Consider the following 25,199-nt stretch of genomic DNA (forward strand, 5'->3'; position numbering starts at 1 on the left):
ATAGAGAAGGACTTGAGTAGGGCGGGACACGTGAAATCCTGTCTGAACATGGGGGGACCACCCTCCAAGCCTAAATACTCGTACATGACCGATAGCGAACACAGTACCGTGAGGGAAAGGTGAAAAGCACCCCGATTAGGGGAGTGAAACAGTACCTGAAACCGGATGCTTACAAGCAGTTGGAGCCCCATAGGGGGTGACAGCGTACCTCTTGCATAATGGGTCAGTGACTTAATCTAGCATGCGAGCTTAAGCCGTTAGGTGTAGGCGAAGCGAAAGCGAGTCTGAATAGGGCGACTGAGTATGTTGGATTAGACCCGAACCCCGGCGATCTAGGCATGATCAGGTTGAAGGTGCGGTAACACGCACTGGAGGACCGAACCGTTGCATGTTGAAAAATGCTCGGATGAATTGTGTTTAGGGGTGAAAGGCCAATCAAGCCGGGAAATAGCTGGTTCTCCGCGAAATCTATTGAGGTAGAGCGTCAGATGTATGCCGATGGGGGTAGAGCACTGGATGGGCTAGGGCTGCGCGAGCGGTACCAAACCTAACCAAACTCCGAATACCATCGAGTCTTGTCTGGCAGACAGACGGCGGGTGCTAAGGTCCGTCGTCAAAAGGGAAACAGCCCTAACCTACAGCTAAGGTCCCCAAGTCATATCTAAGTGGGAAAGCATGTGGGAATCCCAAAACAACCAGGAGGTTGGCTTAGAAGCAGCCATCCTTTAAAGAAAGCGTAACAGCTCACTGGTCTAAATAAGGGTTCCTGCGGCGAAGATGTAACGGGGCTAAAGATATGCACCGAAGCTTAGGGTTGCAGTTTACTGCAGCGGTAGCGGAGCGTTCCGTAAGTGGTTGAAGCCGAAGGGTAACCGACGGTGGACATATCGGAAGTGCGAATGCTGACATGAGTAGCGATAAAGAGGGTGAGATGCCCTCTCGCCGAAAGACCAAGGGTTCCTGCGCAACGCTAATCGGCGCAGGGTAAGCCGGCCCCTAAGACGAGCCCGAAGGGGGTAGTCGATGGGAACCACGTTAATATTCGTGGGCCTGGAGATGTGTGACGGATGGCGGAAGTAGTGTGGCCTTATTGGATTGGTCATGCTGCCAAGTTGTTCCTGGAAATAGCCTCTCCGTATAGACCGTACCCGAAACCGACACAGGTGGTCAGGTAGAGTATACCAAGGCGCTTGAGAGAAGTATCCTGAAGGAACTCGGCAAATTGCCTCCGTACCTTCGGAAGAAGGAGGCCCTGAATCGAGGCAACTCTTTTCAGGGGGCACAGGCCAGGGGGTAGCGACTGTTTATCAAAAACACAGGACTCTGCTAAGTCGGCTTCAAGACGACGTATAGGGTCTGACGCCTGCCCGGTGCTTGAAGGTTAAGAGGAGGAGTGCAAGCTCCGAATTGAAGCCCAAGTAAACGGCGGCCGTAACTATAACGGTCCTAAGGTAGCGAAATTCCTTGTCGGGTAAGTTCCGACCTGCACGAATGGCGTAACGACTTCCCCACTGTCTCCAGGATATGCTCAGCGAAATTGAATTCTCCGTGAAGATGCGGAGTACCCGCGGTTAGACGGAAAGACCCCGTGCACCTTTACTGCAGCTTCAGAGTGGCATTAGGAAAGAGTTGTGTAGCATAGGTGGGAGGCTTTGAAACTTGGGCGCCAGTCCAAGTGGAGCCATAGGTGAAATACCACCCTGCTGTTTTCTGATGTCTAACCAACTACCGTTATCCGGTAGTGGGACCCTCTGTGGCGGGTAGTTTGACTGGGGCGGTCGCCTCCTAAAGAGTAACGGAGGCGCGCGATGGTAGGCTCAGGCCGGTTGGAAACCGGCTGCGAGAGTGCAATGGCATAAGCCTGCCTGACTGCGAGACTGACGAGTCGAGCAGAGACGAAAGTCGGTCATAGTGATCCGGTGGTCCCTCGTGGAAGGGCCATCGCTCAACGGATAAAAGGTACGCCGGGGATAACAGGCTGATGATTCCCAAGAGCTCATATCGACGGAATCGTTTGGCACCTCGATGTCGGCTCATCACATCCTGGGGCTGGAGCAGGTCCCAAGGGTTTGGCTGTTCGCCAATTAAAGTGGTACGTGAGCTGGGTTCAGAACGTCGCGAGACAGTTTGGTCCCTATCTGCCGTGGGCGTCGATTGTTGAGAGGAGTTGCCCCTAGTACGAGAGGACCGGGGTGAACATGCCTCTGGTGTACCTGTCATCGCGCCAGCGGTGCCGCAGGGTAGCTATGCATGGACGGGATAACCGCTGAAAGCATCTAAGCGGGAAGCCTCCCTCAAGATAAGCAATCTTCGAACCGTCATAGACCATGACGTTGATAGGCTGGGTGTGGAAGCGCAGTAATGTGTGGAGCTAACCAGTCCTAATAGTTCTTATCGCGCTTGAGAGTTCGCACTATCAACGACAGTCCTGCCAATGCGCAGTGACTTCGTTGGAGGGATTCTCCAGCCAGATACGCCCTCAACACCCTTAAATGTCGGGATCGCATTGCGATCTGGATATCAAGGTGCATCGATTTAAACCCGCAACCACTGGCTTTATTGCTTGGTGACCTTAGCGTCTGTGACCCACCCGATCCCATCTCGAACTCGGCCGTGAAACCGGACAGCGCCGATGGTACTAGTGCCTAAGCACTGGAAGAGTAGGTCGTCGCCAGGCATTACAGCTGGTGGTTGTGTGTAAATAACCCATTCACTTGTCAGAGGGCTGTCCCACAGGGTCGGCCCTTTTGGCGTCTCTGGCCTCAGAGGCTTTAGATGCCGGCTTCCCGAAGTCATGTTTTGGGGAGTTTTCCAGGTCCGAAGGCGAAGGCTTCGGCTTGGGTCTCTGGCTCCATTTGGGCCGCATGGCTAAGGAAGCGGATGTTTCCGCGTATGCCTGAGGCCCAACACGGTGACGCGGGGTGGAGCAGTCCGGTAGCTCGTCAGGCTCATAACCTGAAGGTCGTTGGTTCAAATCCAACCCCCGCAACCACCGCATACACGGACCAGCAGGCCCGCAGATCAGACCGGGCAGCGGGCTTTTTTCTTGCCTGCGATACTGACCCTAATTCACTTCGACTTGGCGCAAGAATTCGCGCAGGCGTTCGCGCAGGTTCGATGCCTGCGCTTCAAGGTTTGTTGACGAGGACAACACTTGGGTCGCTGCAACTCCTGTCGAGAGCGAGAGCGCACGAACTTCCTCGACGTGTTCGGAAACTTCGTCAGTTCCGTTTGCCGCCAGATCAATATTCCGGGCAAGCTCGTGGCCGGCAACCGATTGCTGATCGACCGCGCTTGCGATTGATATTGCAGTGCTTTCCAAACTCGTGATCTGACCAGATATCGCTCGCAATGCCCCCACGCTGGCCACCGTCGTATCCTGCATCGCGCGAATCTGCGCTGCAATTTCCTGCGTCGCCAGACTGGTCTGCATCGCGAGTTCCTTGACCTCGCTCGCGACAACCGCAAAGCCGCGCCCCGCCTCGCCGCCGCGTGCCGCTTCGATCGAAGCGTTCAGCGCCAGCAGGTTGGTGCGCTGCGCAATTGTCTGGATAAGTTCGACTATCTGGCCCACTTCGTCAGCCGAGGCGGACAGTGCGGAGATAGTTGTATCGGCCTCTTCAGCTGAAGTCGAAGCGGCGCGCGCCATTTGCGCTGAATTGGCAGCCTGTTTGCTTATTTCACCAATTGAGATCGCGAATTCATCACTCGCCGATGCTGCGGCGGTTGCGCCTGCATTGGCCTTTTCAATCGACCGCACTACCTGCTCGGTACGTGCGTTGGCTTGTTCTGCGGTACTGGCCATTGACGAGGCGGTCGCCTGGAGCTGGGTAGCAGCACTCGCTACACCATTGGCAACATCCACAATTTCACGCTCAAATTGAACGGCTAGCCGGCTGACGAACTTGCGGTGCTCGTCACGCGCGGTCAGTTCGCTATCCAGATCGGATTTCAGCCGTTCCTGATGAGCGGCCTCGATTTCAACCAACCGCTCACTGGCATGCCTGATACGTTCCAGCGCCTCTGCAATCTCGCCATATTCATCCACGCGTCCGCGATGGGGAACCAGGACCGCAAACTGGCGATCAGCAATGCGGTTCATGCACTCGATGAGCTGCCGCGAGGTGCCAATGATGTCCTTGTTGATCACGCTGAGGAGCAGGAGAAACAGGATAGTCGAGAGTGTGATGCTGCCTATCAACATGTAGCGCAGGATGGTGACGTCGCCAGCTGCCTCACTGATCGCGGCAGCAGAGCCTTCGTGCAAGCTTTCCTCGATCGTATTGAGGCCAATATAGGCGAGCCCCCCGGAAATCAGAGCGATTGCGAGGGGTAATGCCACGACGAGCAGGACCTTGCTCGTGGTGCCGCGGCGCCGGAACCATGCTGTCAGAAAGTCGACATTCTCATCGAACGTGCGAAGGTTCCCGTCTTGCCTGGCTGTGCCCACGAATTGAGCCGGGTCCGGATGGAACGTCATGCTTGCTTCCTTTGGGATTCTGCCGCGGTTGAGCCTGCCGCCATGGCGAGCGCCTGTGCTTGAAGCAGGGGCGTAATCTCCTCTGGTGGCATGGCCTTGTAGTAAAGCCAGCCCTGGATCTGGTCGCAGCCTGCGCTACGAACAAGGTCGGCCTGTTCTTCGGTTTCCACGCCTTCGGCTGTGACCCCCATATTGAGCGCACGGGCGAGCGTGATTGATGAAAGCATCATGGCGCGGCTGCCGGCGTCCTCGCCTGCCTGAACGACCAGTGAGCGGTCCAGCTTCAACTTCTCGAACCGGAACTGCCGCAAAAATCCGATTGAGGCGTACCCCGTGCCGAAGTCATCGAGCGAGACATTGACGCCGAAACCGCGGATCATGCCGAGGCTCTGCTCGGCGATAAGGGGATCCATGACGAGACTGGTTTCTGTAATCTCCAGCTCAAGGCGCCGGGCTGGAAAACCCGTTTCCTCGAGGATCTGCCCAAGCTTGATCGGGAACTCGGTGTTGCGCAGTTGCGCGGCCGAGATGTTGACTGAAAGGGTTATCTCGCCCCAGGCGAGGGCGTCGCTGCAGGCTCTGCGCAGGACCCACAGGCCGATCGGGTTGATGAGGCCGGTTTCTTCAGCAACCGGAATGAAAAGCTGCGGACCGACGGGAACGCCGTCTTTCTTCTTCCAGCGGATGAGAGCCTCGACAGCGACAATGCGCCCAGTGGCTGCTTCTACAAGCGGCTGATAGTTTAGGGTAAAATCCTCATTCTCCAGCGCTTCACGCAGTTCACCGTCCAGTTCCTGGATCGCTTCGCGGTCACGGTCGAAGTCCGGGCTGAACCAGGTGAAACGCATCCGCCCTGTTCGTTTCGACGCGTACATGGCAACGTCAGAGCGGCGCAGCATTTCCGACGATGTCATCTCGCCAGAGCGATTTGCGCCGGCCAAACCGATGCTGGCCCCGATAGCCAGGCGGCGTTCGCCGATCGGCACCGGCGATTCAAGCTGATCGATGAACTTGCGGCAAAGCCCTTCCATGATCGTCCCTGCCACAGGACCGAGCGTCAGGATTGCGAACTCATCCCCGCCCAGGCGATAGCATCTTGCGTCCTTGCCGCAGATTTCTCGGAGCATTCCGGCACAATGGCGGATCACCTGATCCCCAACGAAGTGACCCAGGTGATCATTGACCAGCTTGAACCCATCAAGATCGATCAGCGCCATTGCGGCTTCCTGGTCCGCCTGAGCGTGTCGGCTGAAGTCCTGGTGCAATGCATGGCGGTTGGGCAGGCCGGTCAAGCCATCGCGGCGCCCAAGATCCTCGAGTTCGCGAATACTGGAAATCCCGGTTGCGCTAAGAGCGAACAAAGTGGCGCCGTAGATCAACACGCCCGCCACCAGGACGCTTGAGCCTGAAACAAATGAACTTTTCCCGCTTGCCAGGATGGCTGCTATAAGGAGGCCGAACAGAACGGTGAGTAGCAGCAAGGGTGCGACGACGAGCATCGCTGGCTTCCAGGACATGGGGCGCAAGAATTGCCGCACAGACTACCTCAAATACGCGGGTTTCGCGTAGACGGTCCGGGCATAGGGTTCATTCGCTAATTTAGAGTAAAAATTGGGTTTACCTTTCCCTACGCGAAACCCAATAAAAATAAGCAAAACATATATTTATGATATATTTTAAGTAGGGAGCCGATCAGGCCAATTAATGGTCAGGACTATGCAGACAACGCGGTCGCGGTCGGTCTTACCGCGCCATACAGGCTCGTGTAGCCGGGCAAGGGTTCGAAATCACATGTTTGGCCGATCACGGTTTCCCCTGCTCCAAGCATCAATATCCCGTCATCGGTCATCGCTTGGTGCAGGCGAGCAAATGCGCGCTGCCTCGTTGCGATTGGGAAGTAGAGCAGGACATTTCGACACAGTACGAGATCGAAGCTGCTCATTGCCGGAGGCTGATCGAGAACATTGTGCTCCTGGAACCGGACAATTGAGCGGGTTGAGCTGTGCATTTGCCAGCCTGAGGCGGTCTCCTCGAAATGCTCGAGCATTTGCGCTACACTCAATCCGCGCTGAATCTCGAACTGGCTGTAGTGACCAGCGCGTGCGACGGAGATCGCGCTGCGGGAAATGTCAGTGCCAAGGATGTCGATCGACCAACCCTCCCAACGTTCCCGCTCCTCGGCGAACTGCATTGCCAAGGAATGCACTTCCTGACCCGTTGAGCAACCAGCGCACCAGATTTGAAGGCGACGTTTCGAGGCGCGGCGTTCTGCCAGCATGGGAAAGATATGTTCGGGTAGCTGATCGAACGTAGGCCGGTCTCTGAAGAAATATGTCTCGTTGTTGAGCAAGGCTTCGACAACCTGATCGGTCAGAGCCGCCTGACCTGGCGAGGCGAGCATGCAAACCAGTTGATCGACATTCGAGATGCCGCGCTCACGGAACAGGCCGGCCAGCGCGGTTCCGATCCGCCATCGCCTGCTTTCCGTAAGTTGCTGGCCGGTTCGGGCCGCAAGCAAGTCCGCGATAATCTGGTACGATGCCTGGCTGACTTCCATCAGCCCAGTCCGAAGTCCGTCATGAGCCACTCGGCGAGTTCAGCCGGTGGCAGCACCGCGCTGGCCAGCCCGGCATTGGCGACAGCCCCCGGCATTCCCCAAACTGCCGAGCTTTCATGGTCCTGAACGATCACATTGCCGCCTGCTTCAACCAGATCGGCAGCGCCCAGCGCCCCATCGCGGCCCATGCCTGACAGGATCACAGCGGTGGCGCGTCCGTTGCAGCTTCTGGCAAGGCTGGAGAGCATCGGGTCGACCGACGGCATACAACCGCTTGCCGCCGGCTCGCTCGAGATGCGTGCGACGAAATCCTTGCCGATGGGCTCGATGATCATATGCGAATGGCCGGTCGCAACGGCGATTTCGCCGCGCCTCACAATCGTCCCGTCCTCTGCGATCACTGTCCGACGAGCGGACGTCACTTCGAGTTGCCGCGCAAATACCGAGACGAAAGAAGCGGGCAGGTGCTGCGTGACAAAGATGGGCAAATTGAAGTCCGGCTTGAGTGTCTTAAGCAGCAAATTCAGCGCGTGAATCCCGCCCGTCGAAGCACCAATAGCAACCAGTTCCGAGCGCCGCGCGTAGCTGACCCGTCGCGCCGCACCCTGTTGCACAGCGGATGATTGGGGCGCAGCAGGTTGGGCCTTTGTCCCACCCAGCGCTCTGATCTTCTCAAGCAAGGCAGAGCGATATTGTGCATCAAAGCCACCCGGCCGCGGCTTCAGCATGGTATCTGCCGCGCCCATTGACAGCGCGGCCAGTGTCGCTTCCGCTCCCTGATCGGTCAGGGATGAAACCACGAGTACTGAGATGTTTTCCTGTGCCGCGAGTATTTTTGGCAAGGCTTCGAGGCCGCCAATTCCCGGCATTTCGAGATCGAGCAGGACCACATCCACAGGCTCCTTGCGCAAGCGCGCAATGGCCAGTTCGGCGGTCCTTTCGCCAGCGACGACATCCATGTCCGGTGCATCGAGCACCATGCGCGAGAAGACAGTGCGAACGGTCAGCGAGTCATCGACAATCAGAACACGGATTGTGTTGCCTCGGCTATGTTCGTGCTTGTCTTTGAGATCCGGCTTCAAGGGGGAGTTGAGAGCGGTCACGATCAATTGCCCCTCAAGTCATGCCAACCAGCTGGAGTTTGATCTGCAGAGTTTCGTGATCGAACGGCTTCATGACATATTCGTCAGCACCAGCCGAGATCGCCTCCCTGATGTGCGCAACATCATTCTCGGTCGTACAGAAAACCACCTTGGGCGCTTTACCGTCGGGGCGTTGACGAAGTTGAGTGATGAATTCGATTCCGGTCATAACCGGCATGTTCCAATCCAGCAGGATGACATCGGGCATGGTCTCGTCGCAACGCTCGAGACCTTCCTTGCCGTTTTCTGCTTCTTCGACAGAGAAGCCGAGCGTTTCCAGAATGTGCCGAGACACTTTCCGGATAACCCTCGAATCATCGACAATCAGACACGTCTTCATTTTGACCCCTGGTTTGTTTGATCGGGTTTTATCGGAAGCGGGTAACAATCACCTTAAGCGGCTCGCGGCATTTGCTCAGGGCCAACCACAAGGCTTGCGATACTGAGAATTAAGGCGGGGCCCTGATTGGTTTCGACCATGCCTTCTGCGAGGCGGGACCAGTTCTCACCGATCGCAGCGGACACCGGCTGGACCTCGCCGAGCGTATTCTCGACGTCTTCTATCTTGTCGACCAGCAGCGCGTACGTGTGGCCTTCGTGGCTCACGACCGCCGCACGTTTGCCGATCGGTGCGGTTTGTGCGGGCAATCCGGCGGCGCTCATGCAGTCGATGACTGTGAGTGTCTGGCTCCGCCTGGTGCTGAGGCCAAGGACATGGCGCGGTGCCATTGGGACAGATGTGATTGCCTCGATTTCCATGACCGATTTTACGGCCACGGTACGAAGAGCGCATTGGCGCCCATCGATCGTGATCATGACCAGGAGTTCCATCACGCGGCCTCCTCATTCGAATTTGACCGAGACGCCGCGAGCGCCTTCTTGCGAGCATCGCGGAGCGCTTCGACCAGGGCTGTCTCATCGTAGCGATAGACCGTGTGGGCTTGCGCCGCCGAATCATCCTCGGTTTCACGGATCACAATTGTTGCGTGCGGTTGCGCTTCGCCTGGCAGATCGCCCGTCATGACGATCTGTACGTTCGGCTCCTCCTCCTGCGCGGCTGAGATCACCTTATAACCGCATTTCTGGACCAACGGGCGCAGGATCGATTGTGCCCATTCTGTTTCGGGGATCGCGCAGGTCAGACCAGATTGGCGCGCGCTGCGATTGCCATAGGCGGCGAATAGCGCATAGCTGTCGATTACTACCACCGGTTCGCCTTCCAGAATGGCAATTCCTTCCACCATAGGCTCGCCCTTGGCGGGCTTCAGGCCTTCATCGAGGAAAGCTGCGTCTTCCACCTTCTGGATTGCGTATGCGAGTTCGCTCGACCCGTCGCTGATCCGCAGCAAGCGCAATTTCTCGGTTGCAGGCTGGCAACCGTGCAGTCCGAGGCAGTCGAGAACTTCGCCGTCGATGACCACCCGCGCAACCTTGCCGTTCAGGTCGAGCGCAGTTGACGGCACGGTTTCGATGCGCTGAATCAGATCCATCCGCATGGCGGTTCTGCGTCCATCGAAGCCCGCGAATATCATCGCGTAAATGCCGTCTGACTGGGTATTACCCGTTTCGTCGAAAAGGTTGCTTTGCTGTGCCCGCGTATCGGAAATCAATCCTGCGCCGAGTGCTATCTGAGGTATGTCGAGGACAAGGATCGGGGTCCCATCATCAAGCTGGGTTGAACCACCATAGAGCTCGGTTTGCATAATGATCGGCGGGATCGGCTTCACCACCAGGTCGCTGATATTTTTCACATTATCTGCAATCATGGCAATCAGATCGCCGCTTGCGAGCCGCAGAAGGATCGCGGTGCGCTGAGACTGGGAAAGCGCATGTTCGACGTTCAACACTTCCTCGAGGGACAAGCAGGGAACGCGCCTGCCCCGGAAAGTGATCAGCTTGCGATCCCCGATCGTCGCCCATTCCACAGTGTCAGAATCGAGCTGGATGACTTCTTCCACATAGGACTGGGGAATGGCGAAGCTATGTTCGCCTTGCGCGATGACAAGGCCGGAAATGATGCTCAGTGTTAGCGGAATAGTCAGGTAAAAAAGCGCGCCCACACCTGGCGTACTGGTGACCTTGATCGATCCGCCTACGCGTTCGAGATTTGCGCGCACAACATCCAGGCCGACGCCTCTGCCAGAGACTGAGCTGACCGTCTCTGCTGTCGACAGACCTGGCTCGAACACGAGCTGCAGGATTTCATCGCGAGACATCGCTGCAAGCCTTTGCTGATCGAAAATCCCGTTTGCTATCGCCTTCTGGGCGATCTTTTCGGCATCAAGGCCGCGCCCGTCATCGGTTATGACAATCGAAATCCTGTTCCCGGACTGCCGCGCCACGATGCTGAGCAAACCGGTTTCCCGCTTGCCCGCCTTGAGCCGCTCGGATGGCGTCTCAAAACCATGGTCCAGGGCGTTGCGAACAATATGGGTGAGAGGATCGCGGATCATCTCTACCATCTCGCGGTCAAGCTCGACATTGCCACCTTCGAATTCGATCAGCACCTGCTTGCCGAGTTCTTGCGAGAGGTCTCGAACCAACCTTGGGAACATCGCGAAGAGGTGTTCTATTCTTTGCATCCGCATTCTTGTGACCGCATCGCGGACGTCGGAGAGAATGCTGGTCAAGCGTTCAAACGGGCCATCAATGGTAGGCTGCTGGCCCGACATGCGAAGCCGGTGCGCGAGGTCATTGCGGGCAAGCACCATGTCCGACACACCGCTCATCACCCGGTCGAGCAATTCGGTTGGCAATCGGATAGAGCGTACCTGCGCCGGACCGTTGTTCGTCTGGACAGGCGTCGATAGCTCGGGATCCGCTTTGGACTCAGCCAGATTGGCTGACCGCGAGCTATCCTCGGGCGATGGTTCAGGGTCCTTTATGCCGGTCACCTGACCTGGCAGTTGGAGGGCCGCAATCAGAGCGTAGTCTCCGTCTTCCGCAAACTCCTCGCCTGCTTCGATTGCGTCGGCCATCAGGGCAATGCGGTCGATGATGGCGAGAATTGCGGTAACCAGATCCGCGTTTGATTCGCGCCGCCCGGCACGCACATCTGAGAGCACGTCCTCAGCCGCGTGGCTGAGTTTCTCCAGCCTTGGAAAATCGAAGAAGCCGCAATTGCCTTTGACGGTATGGACGAAACGGAAGATCGCATCCAACCGCGAGCGGTCGGATGGATCAGCTTCCCAGGCGATGATTTCGCCCTGGCTCGCTTCCAGCATTTCGCGGGTTTCAGCGACGAAATCCGCTATCAGGTCGTCCATGACACCAGCCTTGTTTTCCAACCAAGGCGATAGGTGAATTTGGTTAATGAACGGTCACGAATGGCCCCTGGGTCTACCGCGGCTCAGGACGCGCCAGACAACGAATGCGGCGATCGCGCCGCCGATCAAATTTGCCGCCAGTTCCGCGGCGTAGATCGCTGCAGAGCCCCATTCAGCGCGCATCAACCACGCAAAGGGCAGCATGATGAGGAAGACGCGCGCGACCGACTGGATCAAGGCATAGCTTGCCCTGTCGACCGCATTAAGTGCCCCGTTTGCTGTGATCAGGATGCCGTATCCTGCATATCCCCACGCTGCGATGGAAAGGTAGAGCGCAAATTCGTCTATGACATCAGGGTCGTCGGAGAAGAAGTCTGCGAACCAATCGCCAAACAACGTGAGAACGACCCCCATCCCGAGGCCCCAGACAAGCGCGAATATTCCGGCGCCGAACATGGCGCGGCGCGCGCGGTTGGGCTGATTTGCGCCCCAATTCTGTCCGACGATCGCTCCAATCGATCCAGACAGGCCAAGCAGAGGTACGACTGCGAAGCTTTGCACGCGTCCAGCGGCACCAAATCCTGCGACTGCCGCTGCGCCCTCGGATGCAACCAAGGCGGTAAGCACAGACAGCCCGATCGGATTGATCGAATTCGACATGGCGGCAGGACCAGCGACCTTGATGATCGCCCACAGCGGCTCTTTCACCCGGCATTTGAGCACCATGGCGGGGTCAACCGGGATATCCGTGCGGCGCATCAGCCATAGAGCAAAGGCGACGCCGATCGCCCAGCCTACGATCGTTGCATAGGCAGCGCCCTCAATGCCGAAGCCTTCAAAACCGAACGCTCCCGTGATCAGTATCGGGTCAAGGATCCAGTTCGCGACAGCATAGCTCAGAGACACGTATGAGGTGAGCCGCGCTTCGCCTTGCCCGCGAAGCACGCCGTTCAATCCCATGATCGCCATGATCAGCGGAAAGCCCATGGTATAGGGCACCATATAGGCGCGGATCAGTGGCATCAGTGCTTCATCAGCCTGCATCAGCGTGAAAACGGGGCCGAGCAGCAGGTAGAGCAGCAAGGCCAGTACCATGCCTGCCACCAGTGCCAGGACGATGCCAAAGTTCGCGCGCCGCTTTGCCTTGTCCATGTCGCCTTCGCCAAGTGCGCGTGCGACGACCGAGTTGATCCCCACCATCATGCCCACGCCCATGCTGGTGATGGCAACGCTGATCGGAAAAATGAACGAGATTGCCGCGAGTTCGTCTCTTCCCAGCTGGCCGATGAAGAAAGCATCAACCAGGCCAATCGACATCACGGCCGCGACCCCGATGATCATGGGAAGGGTTTGTGAGACGAGATGCCCGCGAATGGACCCGCGCGTCAGTTTTGCATTCTCGCTCATGGCCTTATCGCCTAGCTGCGCGAAGGCTGGTGGGGAAGTCCCATTCCGCAGCCACGGCTTGCTTGCCGGTCAGGGGGCATATGCGATAGAGCGCGGACCTCTGCCACAGCTGACGATCTCAGCGTTTGAGGAGATGCCGCGTCCATGCCGCGCATGACAGTCAATGAAAGACCGCTGGAGTTCGAGCTTGATCCGGACACGCCCTTGCTGTGGGCGCTGCGCGATGCAGCCAATCTCACCGGGACCAAGTATGGCTGCGGCAATGGCGATTGCGGCGCATGCACGGTGCTGGTGGACGGCGCTGCGCTTCGCTCCTGCCTAGTGACCATCAGCGAGGCGGAAGGGCGGTTTATTACCACCATCGAAGGGCTCTCTGCTGACCGGACTCACCCGGTGCAGCAAGCACTTGTGGCTGAACAAGCGATTCAGTGCGGGTTCTGCACTCCCGGCATCGCCTTGGCGGCAGCTTCGCTGATCGCACGCAACGCGGAGCCGAGCGAGGAGGACATCAAGCAGGCTATTCCCAATATCTGCCGCTGCGGTGTCTATCCGCGTTTGGTCAGGGCAATCCAGCGGGCAGGGCGCGTTGCGCGGCGGCGCGAGACAATCAGCGCAGCGCCTTCGCCTCAGGTTGATCCCGTTGAGGCAGCGCGGGCCGTCCCGGCCTTGCGACCCATCAGCGAAGAAAGCGCCAGCAGCGAGGATTAGTCGCTGCTCGCCCATAGGGTAATCCTTCAGGCGAGGTCAGAGTTCGAAACGCACGCCGATGCGTGCGCTTAGTGGCTTACCGGGCTGGATGTTGTTATCGCCATGGGCGCTCGGGAAATAATTCGCATCCAGCAGATTCTCGATATTGAGCTGGACCGCGATCCTGTCCGTGACATCCCAATAGGCGGCTGCATCGATCCGCAGGTAATCCGGCAGTGTCACAGTGTTGGAAAAGCTCGCGAACTGTTCGTCCTGGTAAATGACGCCAAGGCCGATGCCGAAGGCCTCGGTAAAATCATAGCGCGTCCAGGCCGTGATCTGGTGCTTGGGCAATTGCTGCAAGCGCAGCCCTTCCGCACCGAAGCTGCTGGTGCTGGTGATCTCTCCATCGAGGTAGGTGTAGCCGATGTTGGCGTGCAATTGCGGGGTGATTTCGCCCACGAGATTGAATTCCAGGCCCTTGGTTCGGCTCTCACCGACCAGAGCCGTGAAGCCGGGGTTGTCGGGGTCCGGGCCCTTGGTGTTAGTCCGGTCGAGCTGGAACAGCGCGGCGGACAACAGCACCTTTTCACGCGGAGCCCATTTGAGGCCAATCTCGTAATTGGTGAATTTCTCCGGCTCGAACTCGGTGTCGCCGGGGGACAGCAGGAAGAACTGGTCACCAGCCTGCGGCAGGAAGCTCTCGGCATAGCTGGCATAGACAGACAGTTGCGGGCTGGCCTTGACCACCAGTCCGAAGCGCGGGCTGACCTTCTCATCGACCCTATCGCCGCGATTGCCGTTCAATTGCTCGATTGTCTTAAGGTCAAAGCGATCCCAGCGCAGGCCAGCGATAATCTCGATATGCTCGCCGATCGCGATCTGGTCCTGAAGATAGGCCGAGAGGACTTCTAGTTCGCTGTCGCGATCGCGTACCGGCGCGGTCAGGCTTATGGCCGGGAAATCGAACACGCTATCGAGCGGCAAGGTCACGCGGCTGGTTGTGCCGCCGGTCCCGTTGTCGAATGCGGCATTGGCGCGGCCATTGTTCGATTCCTGCCAGGTCGCCTCTACGCCGGCGAGAATTGTATGATCGAGCCCGCCGGTCTCCATCTGCCAGACGAGGTTCGCCTGCGCGATCCAGTTCTGGCGGGTCTGCGTGTCGCGATAGCCGGAGAATTCGACATCCGCGCCCGCATTGCGCAGGCCTTCCGGAACGATGTTCTGGTATGCCTTGTCGTAATCGGCAAATTGCAGCGTGGCATTGGCCGAGAGGCTGGACGAGAATTCATGCTCGAGCCGCGCCCGCGCGATGTGCGTTTCCGCTTCGGTGCGGTTGAAGCCGGGTTCGCCAAATAGCGTGTCGCGGAAGCCGCGCAGAGGTCCGCTGCCATCAGCCGGGTTGCCGCGATCCACCAGTCGTTCGTCATCATCGTAGGAATAGGTTGCGATCAGGCGCGTTGCCTCTCCCAGCTGGACGGTGGTGGTCGGCGAGATACCAATGAAGCGTCCGTCGTAGAAATCGCGGTTGCTGTTGAATTCCTCGTAAGTGGCGTTGAGCCGGATCGCGGCATCTTCGCTGAGCCGGGTGGTGACATCGCCGAGGATTGCCCATGCGCCGAAGCTGTCGACCGAACCATCGACGCTCGCCTCGTTGCCATTGAGCCTTGCGGTCTTGCTGACGCGATTGACTACTCCGCCGCCGCCGCCGCGCCCGAAAATCAGCGCATTCGCGCCTTTCAGGATCTCGATCCGTTCGATGTTGTAGAGCGAGCGGTAGTATTGCGCGTCGTCCCGCAGCCCGTCGAGGTAGAAGTCTGCAGTGCTCTCCTGCCCACGGATGAAGATCTCGTCGCGGTGGCCTTCGCCAGTTTCCATGCTGATGCCGGGCACGTATCGCAGTGCTTCGCCCAACTGGCGAATCGACTGATCCTGCAACTGGTCCACGGTAATGAAGGCGACAGTCTGAGGTACTTCGATGAGCGGGGTGGGCGTCTTGGTGCCGGTCGAGCCGTCATCGAGTGCGTAGGTGTCGCGCGCGCCCGTGACGACGATCGTCTCTGGCAGGTAATCGCGGTCGTCCGACGCTTCTTCGGCCCAGGCCGGGCTGGCAGCGAAGAGCGGTGCTGCTGAGATGAGAAGAGCAGATCGGAGGCCTCTGAAACCCATTACAATCGAGCCTTTTTGCGAGTCGTTATCAATTGTTGCTGCGCTTATTGCGAATAAGTTGCAATTGCAAGGCGTCATTGCATCTTGGCGCAAATATTCCCGATTGCTAGGACCTTGCGGCATCCATGCAACGCTGTGGCAACCGAATATCAGGAGACACTCAGGTGAAAGCGACCATCTGGCACAACCCTAACTGCGGCACGTCGCGCAAGACGCTCGCGATCCTGGAGAACCTGTCGAAGGTCGATGTGACTGTGGTGGAATACCTCAAAGATCCGCCGAGCGCTGCTGAGCTCAGGGCGCTCTATGCTGAGGCGGAAATCAGCCCACAAGAGGGCCTGCGTCTCCGTGGGACTGATGCTGTGGAACGCGGCTTGCCTGACGCCGATGATGACACGGTGCTGGAGGCGATGGCGACTGATCCCATCCTGATCGAACGCCCGCTGGTGCGGACGGAAAAGGGCACGCGCCTGTGCCGCCCGCAGGACCGAGTGCTGGAAATACTATGACGGCTTAGCGCCGCTCATTCGTCAGCACCTCATCGCTCTGCAAGCCACGCCAGCCGAGCGCGAATACCGCAAGACACAGCGCGCATATCGTCGCAAAGCCAACCACTTCGTGGTGGCCATAGAGCCACACTCCGACCGCTGGCGCGACGACATAGGCGGCACCGTTGACGGATGCGACGATCCCGCTCACTTGCCCTTGCTCCTTACGGGTCACCGCAAGAGACATGCCGGAGGTGAAGCCCGGCCGGTAAAGACCAAACCCAAGCGAAGCGATTGCAAAGCCGAGCGAGATCGCGTGGAGGTCCCTGGCGAGAGCGAAGGTGACAGTGCCCAGCGCCGCCAATGCCACACCCCACATGGTCGAGGAGCGCGGCCCCAGTTTGAGCATGGGGATCAGTCCCCACTGCGCGAGCAGTGTGGCAATCGCGCCTGCCATCAGTACAATCCCGATTGGGCCGGTCCCGGCACCCGGATCGCCGCGCAGCCCAAGGCGGTCGAGAATGAAGAAGCCGATGATGCCCAGCATCATGGCCTGCGCATGTCCGCCGAGCAGCCCGGCGATGAGCCATGGCCTGAGACGCCGATCCTTCCACCGCAGCCGGGGAATGTCGCTCGCGCGCTCTGCCTGTGCGCGGTCCCTCGCATGAGCCTCTGCTGCGTTGCGCGGCGGGCCTGAATCCTCGTCTTCCTCGTCGTTATCATCGGAAGCGAGGCTCGAATTCGAGCTCGCACTGAAGGGGGCTGCAACCACCACTCCGCGCGCAGCGAAGCTGGGATCATCGTTCGGCAGTCTCAGCCGCAGAGCGATGAGCACCGCAACACCCATCGCGGCAAAGGCAAAGAAAGGTCCGACCAGTCCGGTATCGGGAAAGATCAGCAACGGCGCGAGGGCCGGACCGATGACCGTACCAAGGCCGAAGCTCGAGGCAACAAGAGCGAGCGCCTGCGTTCGTTCCGAGCGCGGCGTGCGCGAAGCGACGTAGGCTTGCACCGCCGGCGGCGCGGCCGACCCAAATCCGCCATAAAGGCTCCTCGCTGCCGCAAACAGCAGCAGTGTTGCGGTGACGGTCAGCAATCCGTGCAGCCCCAGATAGAGCACCAGCCCGCACAGGCCCATCGAGACAATGAAGCCCAGCATGCCCAGCGCCATCATGGCCTTGCGCCCGCGCTTGTCTGAACGCCGCGCCCACAAGGGTGCGCAGATCACCCACAGCAGCGCGGACCACGTGTAAGCGAGACTGATCCAAACATCGGCAACGCCCAGTTCTGTGCCGATCGAAGGCATGACCGACTGCATCGCGGTGTTGCCCGCTGCAGTCGTCAACATCACCGCGAATAGCAGCGCCATGCGTCCACGCGAGATCGTGCGCGGCTTTGCGCTCGTCACGCTTGACGCTACGGCATCCTGAGGCTGAGGCATTTCGCTGTTTTCCATCGCAATTGCAGCTAAGCGAGGCGGCTTGCGCTTGCAATGCGGGAAAGCATCTGCAAGGCCACGCAGCCATTGCTCGTCAATTGTGGCGAAGTCACCAAATAGGACACTCGATGAAATCCAAAGCGGCAACTCTTGGCAGCAAAGGCGGCATGCGGGATCGCCTGGCGCTTTATGGAGCGCAATGCAGCGTTTTTTTCCGCGGGTTTCTTGAGCATCCGCGCATGGTGGGCTCGATCATTCCTTCCTCGCGTTTCACAGTACGCCGTATGCTGGAGCCGGTGAACTGGCGCGAGACCAAGCTGTTCGTCGAATATGGTCCGGGCATCGGCACCTTCTGCCGCCCGGTGCTGGAACGGCTGCGCGGTGACGGGGCGCTGATCGTGATCGACACCAACCCGATCTACATTGACTATCTGCGCAAGACGATCCGCGATCCTCGGTTCCATGCGGTGCTTGGCTCGGCAGAAGATGTCGAGCAGATCGTGGCAGATCACGGGTTCGAAAAGGCAGACTATGTGCTGTCGGGCCTGCCATTCTCAACCCTTCCGGCCGGTGTCGCCCCTGCCATTGCCGCTGCAACGCACCGGGTCCTTCGCCCGGGCGGTGCATTTCTGGTCTATCAGTTTACGGCAGCTTGCCGGGACTTCATGGCCCCGCACTTCGCCCGTATCGACCAGGGCTTCGAATGGCTTAATATCCTGCCGTGCAAGCTGTTCTGGGGCTGGAAGGCAGAGGGCGAACAACCCGGCCAGAATTGAGGCTCAGCCAGCCGTCAATCCCCGCTGTCAGGCGAAATCTTCCCAGCTTTGATTGAGGTCGCGACCGGATAACTGGGCGTGAATGCTGGCGGTTACGGCATATCCGATGGCATAAGCCAGGGCGATGACCAGCGCCAGAAACGCGACTATTCCAATCGAAGCAATTCGTTCGCTGAAAAGTGCCAGGACGACGCTGATAATAAGCGTCGCGAGCAGGCCAAGGACAAGGCCGACCACAATCAAGAGAGCCATAAAGCCGAACAGCCGGAAGCTGTTGTTCCTGGTCAGCGACCAGGACCGCTGCAGCACCTTGATCGGATTGCGTTCGCGATCGATTGCGATGATCGGCGTCATCAGCATGAACTTGATTGTGAGATAGAACACTATCGGGAGCGAGATAAGGCTGACCAAGGCTTCTGCTGCAGGCGGCAAGACCGATCCGAGCAGGGGCAGAGCCTGCGTTGCAAGGCTGATCAGGATTTGCGCTGCGATAATTGTGAGGATCATGCCAGGGACACTGGCCAGTGCTTCACTGACTGTAGGGCGAGCAGGGTCGGCCAGGACCCGCATGAGAACGACAGAGCCAAAGATCTGTGCAATGACCACGCCAAGAAAAGCCCACCAATAGCCCGTGAACAAAGCCACGATCTGCTGATTGACGAATTCAGGATCGGGCTCCTGACCTTCAATTATGAGGCTTATCCCCGAGTGCATCAGGAGCAGGAAAAGTCCGAAGACCGGCAAGAACAGGAACAGTCCAGCGACAGCCACTGTCACATCGCGGTTCTGTTTGAGCATGGCCATCGCATCGTTCCACGCGCGGCCCATATCCAGTTTCATGTGTCCGTTTCCTCTGCTGCGCGGGCTCATTGCGCGCCTTTACCCCTTGATAAGCGCGAAGTTTGCCCCCACGCAATGGCGGATGCAGCTTGCAACACAGAATTCAGGGGCTGGCAGCGCCTTGCCCGGGATCGAGATCCGTCAGGATTCGGCTCTTGTACCCTATCGCGAGGCGCTTGCAGCGATGGAGGCGCGCAACGCCGCCATTGCTTCTGGCGAGGCAAGCGAAATGCTCTGGCTGCTTGAACATCCGCCGGTCTACACCGCCGGGACCAGCGCGGACGTGGCGGAGTTGCGTGATCCGCGCTTTGACGTGATCGAGACAGGGCGGGGCGGACGCTACACCTATCACGGACCCGGCCAGCGGGTCGGCTACGCGATGCTCGATCTCAACCAGCGCGGCAAGGACGTACGCTGCTTTGTGCATGGTCTGGAGCAATGGGTGATCGCCACGCTCAGCGATTTTGGCGTGGAAAGCTGGGCCGTGGATGGGCGGGTTGGCATCTGGACCAGAGACACAGACGGTCGCGAGGCGAAGATCGGAGCGATCGGCGTGCGCGTACGGCGCTGGGTCACGATGCACGGCTTCTCCGTCAATCTCGCGCCCGACCTCACGCATTTCTCCGGCATCGTCCCATGCGGGATCGAGGAATTCGGCGTCACCAGTCTCGCTAAACTGGGGCTCGATATTTCGACGCAGGAATGGGACGCTGCGTTGATAGCGCGCGGGAAAGGCTTTCTTGACCGGCTCTCTCGCACTAAAGGGTCATGCGCATGAACCGCTTCGTTCTCCTTTTTCTACTCCTCGGCCTCGCTGCCTGTTCCGATGACCCGCAGCAGCGCAGTGAGGACGGCGATCTTGAAGCTAAGGGCGAAATCCTGGGCGGAACGATCAGCGATGACATGCTGCCGCTCGAATCAGTCGCATCGCAATCCCCTCCCATGGAGGGCGAGGAAGAGCGGCTGGCGGCGCTTGGGGATGAGGGAGCCGAGGAGACCGGCGCGGACGAAACCTCTGAGGAGGGGGACGAAACAACTGATCAGCCGGTCCCGCCGTCAGCTGCGCCAGATGAGGCAGACGAAATTTAACTCGCTTTAGCCGACCCCCATATTGACAGCTTCCAGCATCTGCCGCGCGCGGAGCAGGTCCGCGCGATTGAGCACACGATTGCCCATCCTTACATGCTCGGCATTCGGGTTGCTGGTGAATTGCGCGATCACATTCTGAGCGCGCGCAAGTTCGCTCTCGGTTGGTGTGAAGGCGGCGTTGATCGCCTTCACCTGCGCTGGGGAATTCGCGAACATGCCGTTGAAACCGTCTGCCCGAGCCGCGGAAGCGAGGTTGGCGAAAGCGTCTTCCGGCATCGTTGCAGGCTGGGCGCTTTCCAGCGCGAGCAAGCCGCAGGCCTTGGCGAGCAGAATGATCTGAGCCCGCGTATGCGCCAAAGCGCCAAACCACTCGCCGGTAGAGTTATGTTCGCGCCTTGCACTGATGGCATCGGCGAGGACTGCGCTTTCCCAACTGAAGCCGCCCAGCCGCGGCTGGATGTTTTCAGCGAACTGGCTCAGCGACAAGACGCTTTGCGGCCGAGACGCGATCAGCGGGATGATCTGTGTTGCCCCATGCGCGATCCCGCAGCGCTGCTCGACCTCATAGACTTCACTGGCGAGCTGCTGGACATAGGCGGGGCCAGGCACGGCGGGTAGGAAGATGCCTTCTGCCGCGCCAGCCAGCGCAGCACGCAAGTCCTCACGCCAATGCTCCGATTCAATCGGAGAAATCCGCACCCATCGCGCGAAGCTTTGTCCTTGCAGAACCTGCTCGCGGTGATTGCGCATCCAGTCCGCTGCGCGTTCGCGGCCATCAGCGCGCGCGCTTTCAGAGCGAGCCTGATCGAGGTCAAGCACCACGACATCCGCGCCAGAGCTGGATGCCTCTTCGAGCTGTTCTTCGTTCTCTGCCGGGACCAGTAACCACGACCGCATTGTCTCGCCTCCATACGGCGGGACGCGTCGCTCCGATCAGCCTGCCTGTTCTTCCTCCAGCGTCGGGTAATCGATGTAACCCGCTGGGCCGGGGAAGTACCAGCTTTTCGGCACGTCCCTGTTGGGCGCCCATTCGGCCCCTTGCTTGATCCGCGCGGGCAGATCGGGGTTGGAGATGAACGGCCGCCCGAAGCTGACAGCATCGCAAAGACCGGCTTCTATATCGTTAACGGCGGCTTTCGCGTCATAATCGGAGTTGAGGATCAGAGCGCCGGAATAAATTTCGCGGATCATCGGGCTTTGCTTGGGCACATCGGTCTGGCCGAACGTACCATCTGGGCCCGGCTCGCGCAGTTCGAGAAAGGCAAGGCCCAGGTCTTCGATGACTTTCGCCGCCATGCCGAATGTGCCCGCCGGATCGCTGTCATCACAGCCTTGTGTTTCACCATTGGGAGACAAGCGAATGCCGACCCGGTCCGCGCCCCAAACATCGATCAGCGCCTCCAGCACTTCGCGCATGAAACGGGTGCGGTTTTCCGCGCTGCCGCCATATTCATCCTCGCGCAGGTTCGTGCCATCGCGCAGGAACTGGTCGACGAGATAGCCATTCGCGCCATGCAGTTGCACGCCGTCGAATCCGGCTGCTTTGGCGTTGGCTGCGGCCTTGCGATAATCTTCGACGATGCGCTTGATATCGTCCTTGGTTGCCGCGCGCGCCGCTTCGTAATCCTTGCGCCCTTCCGGTGTATGCGCGTGGCCCGGCGCGGTTGTGGCGCTCGCTGAGATGGGCGCTTGCCCGCCCAGGAAGTAGGGGTGTACGATCCTGCCCATATGCCACAGTTGCAGCACGATCGTGCCGCCTTCTTCATGCACAGCCTTTGTGGTGGCTTTCCAGGCCTCGGTCTGTTCATCGCTCCAGATGCCGGGTGCAGACGGCCAGCCAAGGCCTTCGATGCTGATGCCGGTCGCTTCAGAAATGATGAGTCCTGCGCTTGCGCGTTGGCGGTAATAAGTTGCCATCATGTCATTCGGGACGAATACCGGGTCTGACGCGCGCCCACGCGTGAGCGGCGCCATGAAAATCCGGTTTTTCGCTTCAATCGCGCCAGGCTTCAGCGGCTGGAACAAGGTATCGTGCACGCAAGGGTCCTCTCATGGAATTCAATTGTGTTTCGCAACTGGCCTTTTCAGCGCTAGGGCGCAAGCATGGAAAGAGAGGGATCCGGCAAGAGCAGCTTTGTCAGCATTGCGCTGATCCTCGCTTTGCTGGGCGGGAACGTCGCCCTTGCATTGGGGCCATGGCTGGTCAGGCTGGCGGACACTGGACCTGTCTCTGCGGGTTTCTGGCGGTTGTTCCTTGCGCTTCCTTTCCTTTTCGTGTTCGCGCGGGCGAGCGGGCAGCGCCTTGGCGGAATGCCGCGCAAGACGCTGATGCTGGTGGCGCTTGGCTCGGTCGCCTTCTCGCTTGATCTGGCGAGCTGGCATATCGGAATTGGCCTGACGCGGCTTGGCAATGCAACACTGTTCGGCAATGCCGGGTCGATCATTCTCCTGTTCTGGGGCTTTATCATCGCGCGCATGCTGCCGCGCGGTTTTGAATGGCTGGCAATTGTCTGCGCGCTTGCAGGGGCGGGCATATTGATGGGGCGCAGCCTCGAAATCTCGACGCAGACATTCATTGGCGATCTGTTCTGCCTTACCGCAGGGCTGCTCTACGCGGTCTACCTGCTCACCTTGAAAGGTGCGCGGGCGCATTTCGGCAGCTGGAGCCTGCTGGTCTGGGTCAGCCTGTTCGGCAGTCCGGTGCTGCTCAGCCTGGCGCTCTTGCTAGGGGAGCCTGTCTGGCCGACGGACTGGACGCCGATCCTGACGCTGTTTGTCACCAGCCAGCTGATCGGACAGGGACTGCTGGTTTTTGCCATGCGTCACTTTTCCCCCCTGGTCATCGGTCTCGCGCTGCTTACTCAACCTGCCATAGCTGCTCTGATCGGCTGGTCGGTTTTCGGCGAAGTGCTTGTCCCGCTGGACGTATTCGGCATGGTCCTTGTGGGCAGCGCGCTGGTCCTGTCGCGGCTCAGCATGCCCTCGACCAAGCTCGTGCGCAGTGCTAGCCAGCCCGGCGCATGAGAGAGGGAGCCAACCAATGAAATTCGCAGCGATCGCGCTCGCAAGTGCTGCGGCAGTCAGTCTAACCGCCTGCGCCGCCTATTCCGGCCCGGTTGAGACGCCGCCTGCACTTGTGGCTGAAGCTCCAAAAGCCGACGCGAACGCAGCCTTTGAAAATCTGGGCTCGAACTATATCGAGGTCCTCACAGAGCTGAACCCGGTTTCTGCAACAGGACTGGGCGAGTATCGCTTCAACGCCCTTTTGCCGGACGTGTCCGAACGGGGCCGAAAGACTGCGCGCAATGCCGATCGGGCGTTCCTCGCCGCGCTGGAGACGATCCCTTTCGATCAGCTGTCGCGCGCGAACCAGGTCGATTACGCGCTGCTCAAGAACCAGCTCGAATATGATCTGTGGAGCCATGACACAGAGCAGCAATGGGCCTGGAATCCGCAGAGTTATCACAACAAAGTCTCCGGCGCGCTGTATGGCATGGTCGCGCGCAACTTCGCGCCCTTCGATGAGCGTCTGCCGGATATCATCGCAAGGATGGAAGCGATCCCCGCATTTCTCGAGACCGCGCGCGCTCAAATCGATGTCGCGCGCGTGCCCAAGGTGCATGCGGAGACGGTTGCCAAGCAGAATGCAGGGATCATGTCGATTGTCATTGGCCTGATCGATCCGGAGGTAGAGAAGGCTGGACTGGGCAGTGCGCGTTATGAGGCGGCCAAGGCAGGCCTCAAGGCCGCGCTGGCTGAGCATCAGAAATGGCTCGACGAGGTTGTCGTTCCCGGCGCTGAAGGTGAGTTCCGCCTGGGCCTTGAGAAATACCAGCAAAAGATGGCCTTCGCGCTCCACACCGATATGACCGTCGCGGAGCTGAAAGCGCGCGCCGAAGCCGCCTATGCGGAAACCCGCGCGCAGATGTTTGAAGTCGCTCGCGCTATCGAGCACTGTGACAAGCTGCAAGTGCGCGATCCGGCCATGCTGGAACAGGCGGTGATCGAATGCGGGCTGGAGAAGAGCTACGAGAACCGCGCGCCGCGTGACGGGCTGGAACAGGCCGCGCGCGACACTACTGCTTTCGCCACGGCCTATACCTATGAGCGCGATCTTGTCCGGCCGATGGACGGGCCGGTGCAGATCATCACCATGCCGGAATTCTACTGGGGCAATTCAGTCGCTTATCTCGACGCGCCGGGGCCGCTCGACAAGAGCCTGCCGGCGTTTTACGCGGTCGCGCCGATCCCCAACAGCTGGAGCGATGAGCAAGCGACCAGCTTCCTCAAGGAATACAACATTTCGATGCTGCACCTGCTGTCGATCCACGAAGGGGTGCCGGGGCACGCGCTGCAGCTGGATCACGCGAACAAGTATGACAGCGTACTGCGCGCGGTACTGTCCAGCGGTCCGTTTATCGAAGGCTGGGCAGTCTATTCAGAGCGCGTGATGGCAGAGGACGGCTATCTCGGCGGGATGGAGTCGACTGAGGGCAAGTATTTCCTGCTCAACGGCCTCAAGTTCCGCCTGCGCGCGATCATCAACACGCTGCTCGATATCAAGATCCACACCGAAGGCATGGAGCGCGAGGAAGCGATGAGCCTGATGATGGAAGGCGGTTTCCAGCAGGAACGCGAAGCGGCGGGCAAATGGACCCGCGCGAACTTGGGCTCGATCCAACTGCTCAGTTACTACACCGGGTATGACCAGCACTGGAACCTGCGCGAGGAAGCGGAAGAACGCTGGGGCGAGGAATTCGACCTTCGCACCTATCACGACCGCGTGCTGAGCTTCGGCTCCCCGCCAGTGAAATACGCGCGGGCGTTGTTGTTTGAACTGCCGGTGGAGTGAGCCGGTAA

Annotated in this window: 20 protein-coding genes, 1 tRNA gene and 2 rRNA genes (1 of these 23 only partly in view); 10 read left to right on the plus strand and 13 right to left on the minus strand. The window is 59.2% G+C overall.

Going from position 1 to position 25,199, the window contains the following annotated elements:
- The 3 genes from ACG9DO_RS05805 to ACG9DO_RS05815 all read left to right on the plus strand — a co-directional run.
- Positions 1-2,405: ribosomal RNA gene (locus tag ACG9DO_RS05805) — 23S ribosomal RNA — on the plus strand; it begins 382 nt to the left of the window's first position.
- A 157-nt stretch (positions 2,406-2,562) separates the two neighbouring features.
- Positions 2,563-2,677 (plus strand): 5S ribosomal RNA (gene rrf, locus ACG9DO_RS05810).
- Positions 2,678-2,915: 238 nt separating this feature from the next.
- Positions 2,916-2,992, plus strand: a tRNA-Met gene (locus ACG9DO_RS05815).
- A gap of 72 nt (positions 2,993-3,064) precedes the next feature.
- Here the strand turns inward: ACG9DO_RS05815 and ACG9DO_RS05820 are convergent.
- The 8 genes from ACG9DO_RS05820 to ACG9DO_RS05855 form a co-directional block, all read right to left on the minus strand.
- Positions 3,065-4,480, minus strand: coding sequence for a methyl-accepting chemotaxis protein (locus ACG9DO_RS05820; protein ID WP_394730776.1), 1,416 nt, complete (start codon positions 4,478-4,480; stop codon positions 3,065-3,067).
- The gene (locus ACG9DO_RS05825; protein WP_394730777.1) at positions 4,477-5,997 is read right to left on the minus strand and encodes a putative bifunctional diguanylate cyclase/phosphodiesterase; all 1,521 of its coding nucleotides are present in this window, start codon (positions 5,995-5,997) and stop codon (positions 4,477-4,479) included. Before ACG9DO_RS05825 ends, ACG9DO_RS05820 begins: the two co-directional genes overlap by 4 nt.
- Before the next feature lie 197 nt (positions 5,998-6,194).
- On the minus strand, positions 6,195-7,067 hold the full coding sequence (locus tag ACG9DO_RS05830) for a CheR family methyltransferase (RefSeq protein ID WP_394730778.1): 873 nt from the start codon (positions 7,065-7,067) through the stop codon (positions 6,195-6,197).
- Positions 7,037-8,140 (minus strand): chemotaxis-specific protein-glutamate methyltransferase CheB, encoded by a 1,104-nt coding sequence (gene cheB, locus ACG9DO_RS05835; protein WP_394730779.1) that lies wholly within the window; start codon positions 8,138-8,140, stop codon positions 7,037-7,039. Before cheB ends, ACG9DO_RS05830 begins: the two co-directional genes overlap by 31 nt.
- A gap of 13 nt (positions 8,141-8,153) precedes the next feature.
- Positions 8,154-8,519, minus strand: coding sequence for a PleD family two-component system response regulator (locus tag ACG9DO_RS05840; protein WP_394730780.1), 366 nt, complete (start codon positions 8,517-8,519; stop codon positions 8,154-8,156).
- A gap of 53 nt (positions 8,520-8,572) precedes the next feature.
- A complete protein-coding gene (locus tag ACG9DO_RS05845; protein WP_394730781.1) occupies positions 8,573-9,010 on the minus strand; it encodes a chemotaxis protein CheW in 438 nt (145 codons plus the stop codon).
- On the minus strand, positions 9,010-11,445 hold the full coding sequence (locus tag ACG9DO_RS05850) for a chemotaxis protein CheA (RefSeq protein WP_394730782.1): 2,436 nt from the start codon (positions 11,443-11,445) through the stop codon (positions 9,010-9,012). The genes ACG9DO_RS05845 and ACG9DO_RS05850 overlap by 1 nt, the downstream gene beginning before the upstream one ends.
- A gap of 54 nt (positions 11,446-11,499) precedes the next feature.
- The gene (locus ACG9DO_RS05855) at positions 11,500-12,852 is read right to left on the minus strand and encodes an MATE family efflux transporter (protein ID WP_394730783.1); all 1,353 of its coding nucleotides are present in this window, start codon (positions 12,850-12,852) and stop codon (positions 11,500-11,502) included.
- Between the two features lie 144 nt (positions 12,853-12,996).
- Here ACG9DO_RS05855 and ACG9DO_RS05860 point away from each other — a divergent pair, with 144 nt between their 5' ends.
- Entirely contained in the window at positions 12,997-13,560 is a 564-nt protein-coding gene (locus ACG9DO_RS05860) for a (2Fe-2S)-binding protein (protein WP_394730784.1), read from the plus strand.
- 36 nt (positions 13,561-13,596) lie between these two features.
- Here the strand turns inward: ACG9DO_RS05860 and ACG9DO_RS05865 are convergent, their stop codons facing one another.
- On the minus strand, positions 13,597-15,708 hold the full coding sequence (locus tag ACG9DO_RS05865) for a TonB-dependent receptor (RefSeq protein ID WP_394730785.1): 2,112 nt from the start codon (positions 15,706-15,708) through the stop codon (positions 13,597-13,599).
- 164 nt (positions 15,709-15,872) lie between these two features.
- Between ACG9DO_RS05865 and arsC the strand changes: the two genes are divergently transcribed.
- Positions 15,873-16,217 (plus strand): arsenate reductase (glutaredoxin), encoded by a 345-nt coding sequence (gene arsC, locus ACG9DO_RS05870; RefSeq protein ID WP_394730786.1) that lies wholly within the window; start codon positions 15,873-15,875, stop codon positions 16,215-16,217.
- 4 nt (positions 16,218-16,221) lie between these two features.
- Here the strand turns inward: arsC and ACG9DO_RS05875 are convergent, their stop codons facing one another.
- Complete coding sequence (locus tag ACG9DO_RS05875) at positions 16,222-17,637, minus strand: MFS transporter (RefSeq protein ID WP_394731208.1); 1,416 nt, start codon at positions 17,635-17,637, stop codon at positions 16,222-16,224.
- A gap of 164 nt (positions 17,638-17,801) precedes the next feature.
- Between ACG9DO_RS05875 and ACG9DO_RS05880 the strand changes: the two genes are divergently transcribed.
- Positions 17,802-18,410: a class I SAM-dependent methyltransferase gene (locus ACG9DO_RS05880; RefSeq protein WP_394731209.1), complete on the plus strand. Its 609-nt coding sequence runs from the start codon at positions 17,802-17,804 to the stop codon at positions 18,408-18,410.
- A gap of 27 nt (positions 18,411-18,437) precedes the next feature.
- Here ACG9DO_RS05880 and ACG9DO_RS05885 read toward each other — a convergent pair whose 3' ends face one another.
- On the minus strand, positions 18,438-19,250 hold the full coding sequence (locus ACG9DO_RS05885; RefSeq protein ID WP_394730787.1) for a glycerophosphoryl diester phosphodiesterase membrane domain-containing protein: 813 nt from the start codon (positions 19,248-19,250) through the stop codon (positions 18,438-18,440).
- Between the two features lie 82 nt (positions 19,251-19,332).
- On the opposite strand from ACG9DO_RS05885, the gene lipB reads away from it, so the two are divergent.
- The gene (lipB, locus tag ACG9DO_RS05890) at positions 19,333-20,028 is read left to right on the plus strand and encodes a lipoyl(octanoyl) transferase LipB (protein ID WP_394730788.1); all 696 of its coding nucleotides are present in this window, start codon (positions 19,333-19,335) and stop codon (positions 20,026-20,028) included.
- Complete coding sequence (locus ACG9DO_RS05895) at positions 20,025-20,339, plus strand: hypothetical protein (RefSeq protein WP_394730789.1); 315 nt, start codon at positions 20,025-20,027, stop codon at positions 20,337-20,339. The genes lipB and ACG9DO_RS05895 overlap by 4 nt, the downstream gene beginning before the upstream one ends.
- A gap of 6 nt (positions 20,340-20,345) precedes the next feature.
- On the opposite strand, the gene ACG9DO_RS05900 is transcribed toward ACG9DO_RS05895, so the two are convergent.
- Positions 20,346-21,236: an HpcH/HpaI aldolase/citrate lyase family protein gene (locus ACG9DO_RS05900; RefSeq protein WP_394730790.1), complete on the minus strand. Its 891-nt coding sequence runs from the start codon at positions 21,234-21,236 to the stop codon at positions 20,346-20,348.
- Positions 21,237-21,272: 36 nt separating this feature from the next.
- Positions 21,273-22,376, minus strand: a complete 1,104-nt coding sequence (locus ACG9DO_RS05905) for an alkene reductase (RefSeq protein ID WP_394730791.1) — start codon at positions 22,374-22,376, stop codon at positions 21,273-21,275.
- A gap of 66 nt (positions 22,377-22,442) precedes the next feature.
- On the opposite strand from ACG9DO_RS05905, the gene ACG9DO_RS05910 reads away from it, so the two are divergent.
- Together ACG9DO_RS05910 and ACG9DO_RS05915 are read left to right on the plus strand one after the other, a co-directional pair.
- Positions 22,443-23,363 (plus strand): DMT family transporter, encoded by a 921-nt coding sequence (locus ACG9DO_RS05910; RefSeq protein ID WP_394730792.1) that lies wholly within the window; start codon positions 22,443-22,445, stop codon positions 23,361-23,363.
- 16 nt (positions 23,364-23,379) lie between these two features.
- The gene (locus ACG9DO_RS05915; RefSeq protein ID WP_394730793.1) at positions 23,380-25,191 is read left to right on the plus strand and encodes a DUF885 domain-containing protein; all 1,812 of its coding nucleotides are present in this window, start codon (positions 23,380-23,382) and stop codon (positions 25,189-25,191) included.
- Positions 25,192-25,199 lie beyond the last annotated feature (8 nt).

Source organism: Altererythrobacter sp. GH1-8 (assembly GCF_043702085.1).
Lineage (GTDB): Bacteria > Pseudomonadota > Alphaproteobacteria > Sphingomonadales > Sphingomonadaceae > Erythrobacter.

What these genes read in the sequence shown, in the direction of transcription:
- ACG9DO_RS05820 (WP_394730776.1), bottom strand. Translation starts at nt 4,480, where the DNA reads ATGACGTTCCATCCGGACCCGGCTCAATTCGTGGGCACAGCCAGGCAA.
- ACG9DO_RS05825 (WP_394730777.1), bottom strand. Translation starts at nt 5,997, where the DNA reads ATGTCCTGGAAGCCAGCGATGCTCGTCGTCGCACCCTTGCTGCTACTC.
- ACG9DO_RS05840 (WP_394730780.1), bottom strand. Translation starts at nt 8,519, where the DNA reads ATGAAGACGTGTCTGATTGTCGATGATTCGAGGGTTATCCGGAAAGTG.
- ACG9DO_RS05845 (WP_394730781.1), bottom strand. Translation starts at nt 9,010, where the DNA reads ATGGAACTCCTGGTCATGATCACGATCGATGGGCGCCAATGCGCTCTT.
- ACG9DO_RS05850 (WP_394730782.1), bottom strand. Translation starts at nt 11,445, where the DNA reads ATGGACGACCTGATAGCGGATTTCGTCGCTGAAACCCGCGAAATGCTG.
- ACG9DO_RS05855 (WP_394730783.1), bottom strand. Translation starts at nt 12,852, where the DNA reads ATGAGCGAGAATGCAAAACTGACGCGCGGGTCCATTCGCGGGCATCTC.
- ACG9DO_RS05860 (WP_394730784.1), top strand. Translation starts at nt 12,997, where the DNA reads ATGCCGCGCATGACAGTCAATGAAAGACCGCTGGAGTTCGAGCTTGAT.
- ACG9DO_RS05865 (WP_394730785.1), bottom strand. Translation starts at nt 15,708, where the DNA reads ATGGGTTTCAGAGGCCTCCGATCTGCTCTTCTCATCTCAGCAGCACCG.
- ACG9DO_RS05875 (WP_394731208.1), bottom strand. Translation starts at nt 17,637, where the DNA reads ATGCCTCAGCCTCAGGATGCCGTAGCGTCAAGCGTGACGAGCGCAAAG.
- ACG9DO_RS05880 (WP_394731209.1), top strand. Translation starts at nt 17,802, where the DNA reads ATGCGGGATCGCCTGGCGCTTTATGGAGCGCAATGCAGCGTTTTTTTC.
- ACG9DO_RS05885 (WP_394730787.1), bottom strand. Translation starts at nt 19,250, where the DNA reads ATGAAACTGGATATGGGCCGCGCGTGGAACGATGCGATGGCCATGCTC.
- lipB (WP_394730788.1), top strand. Translation starts at nt 19,333, where the DNA reads ATGCAGCTTGCAACACAGAATTCAGGGGCTGGCAGCGCCTTGCCCGGG.
- ACG9DO_RS05895 (WP_394730789.1), top strand. Translation starts at nt 20,025, where the DNA reads ATGAACCGCTTCGTTCTCCTTTTTCTACTCCTCGGCCTCGCTGCCTGT.
- ACG9DO_RS05900 (WP_394730790.1), bottom strand. Translation starts at nt 21,236, where the DNA reads ATGCGGTCGTGGTTACTGGTCCCGGCAGAGAACGAAGAACAGCTCGAA.
- ACG9DO_RS05910 (WP_394730792.1), top strand. Translation starts at nt 22,443, where the DNA reads ATGGAAAGAGAGGGATCCGGCAAGAGCAGCTTTGTCAGCATTGCGCTG.
- ACG9DO_RS05915 (WP_394730793.1), top strand. Translation starts at nt 23,380, where the DNA reads ATGAAATTCGCAGCGATCGCGCTCGCAAGTGCTGCGGCAGTCAGTCTA.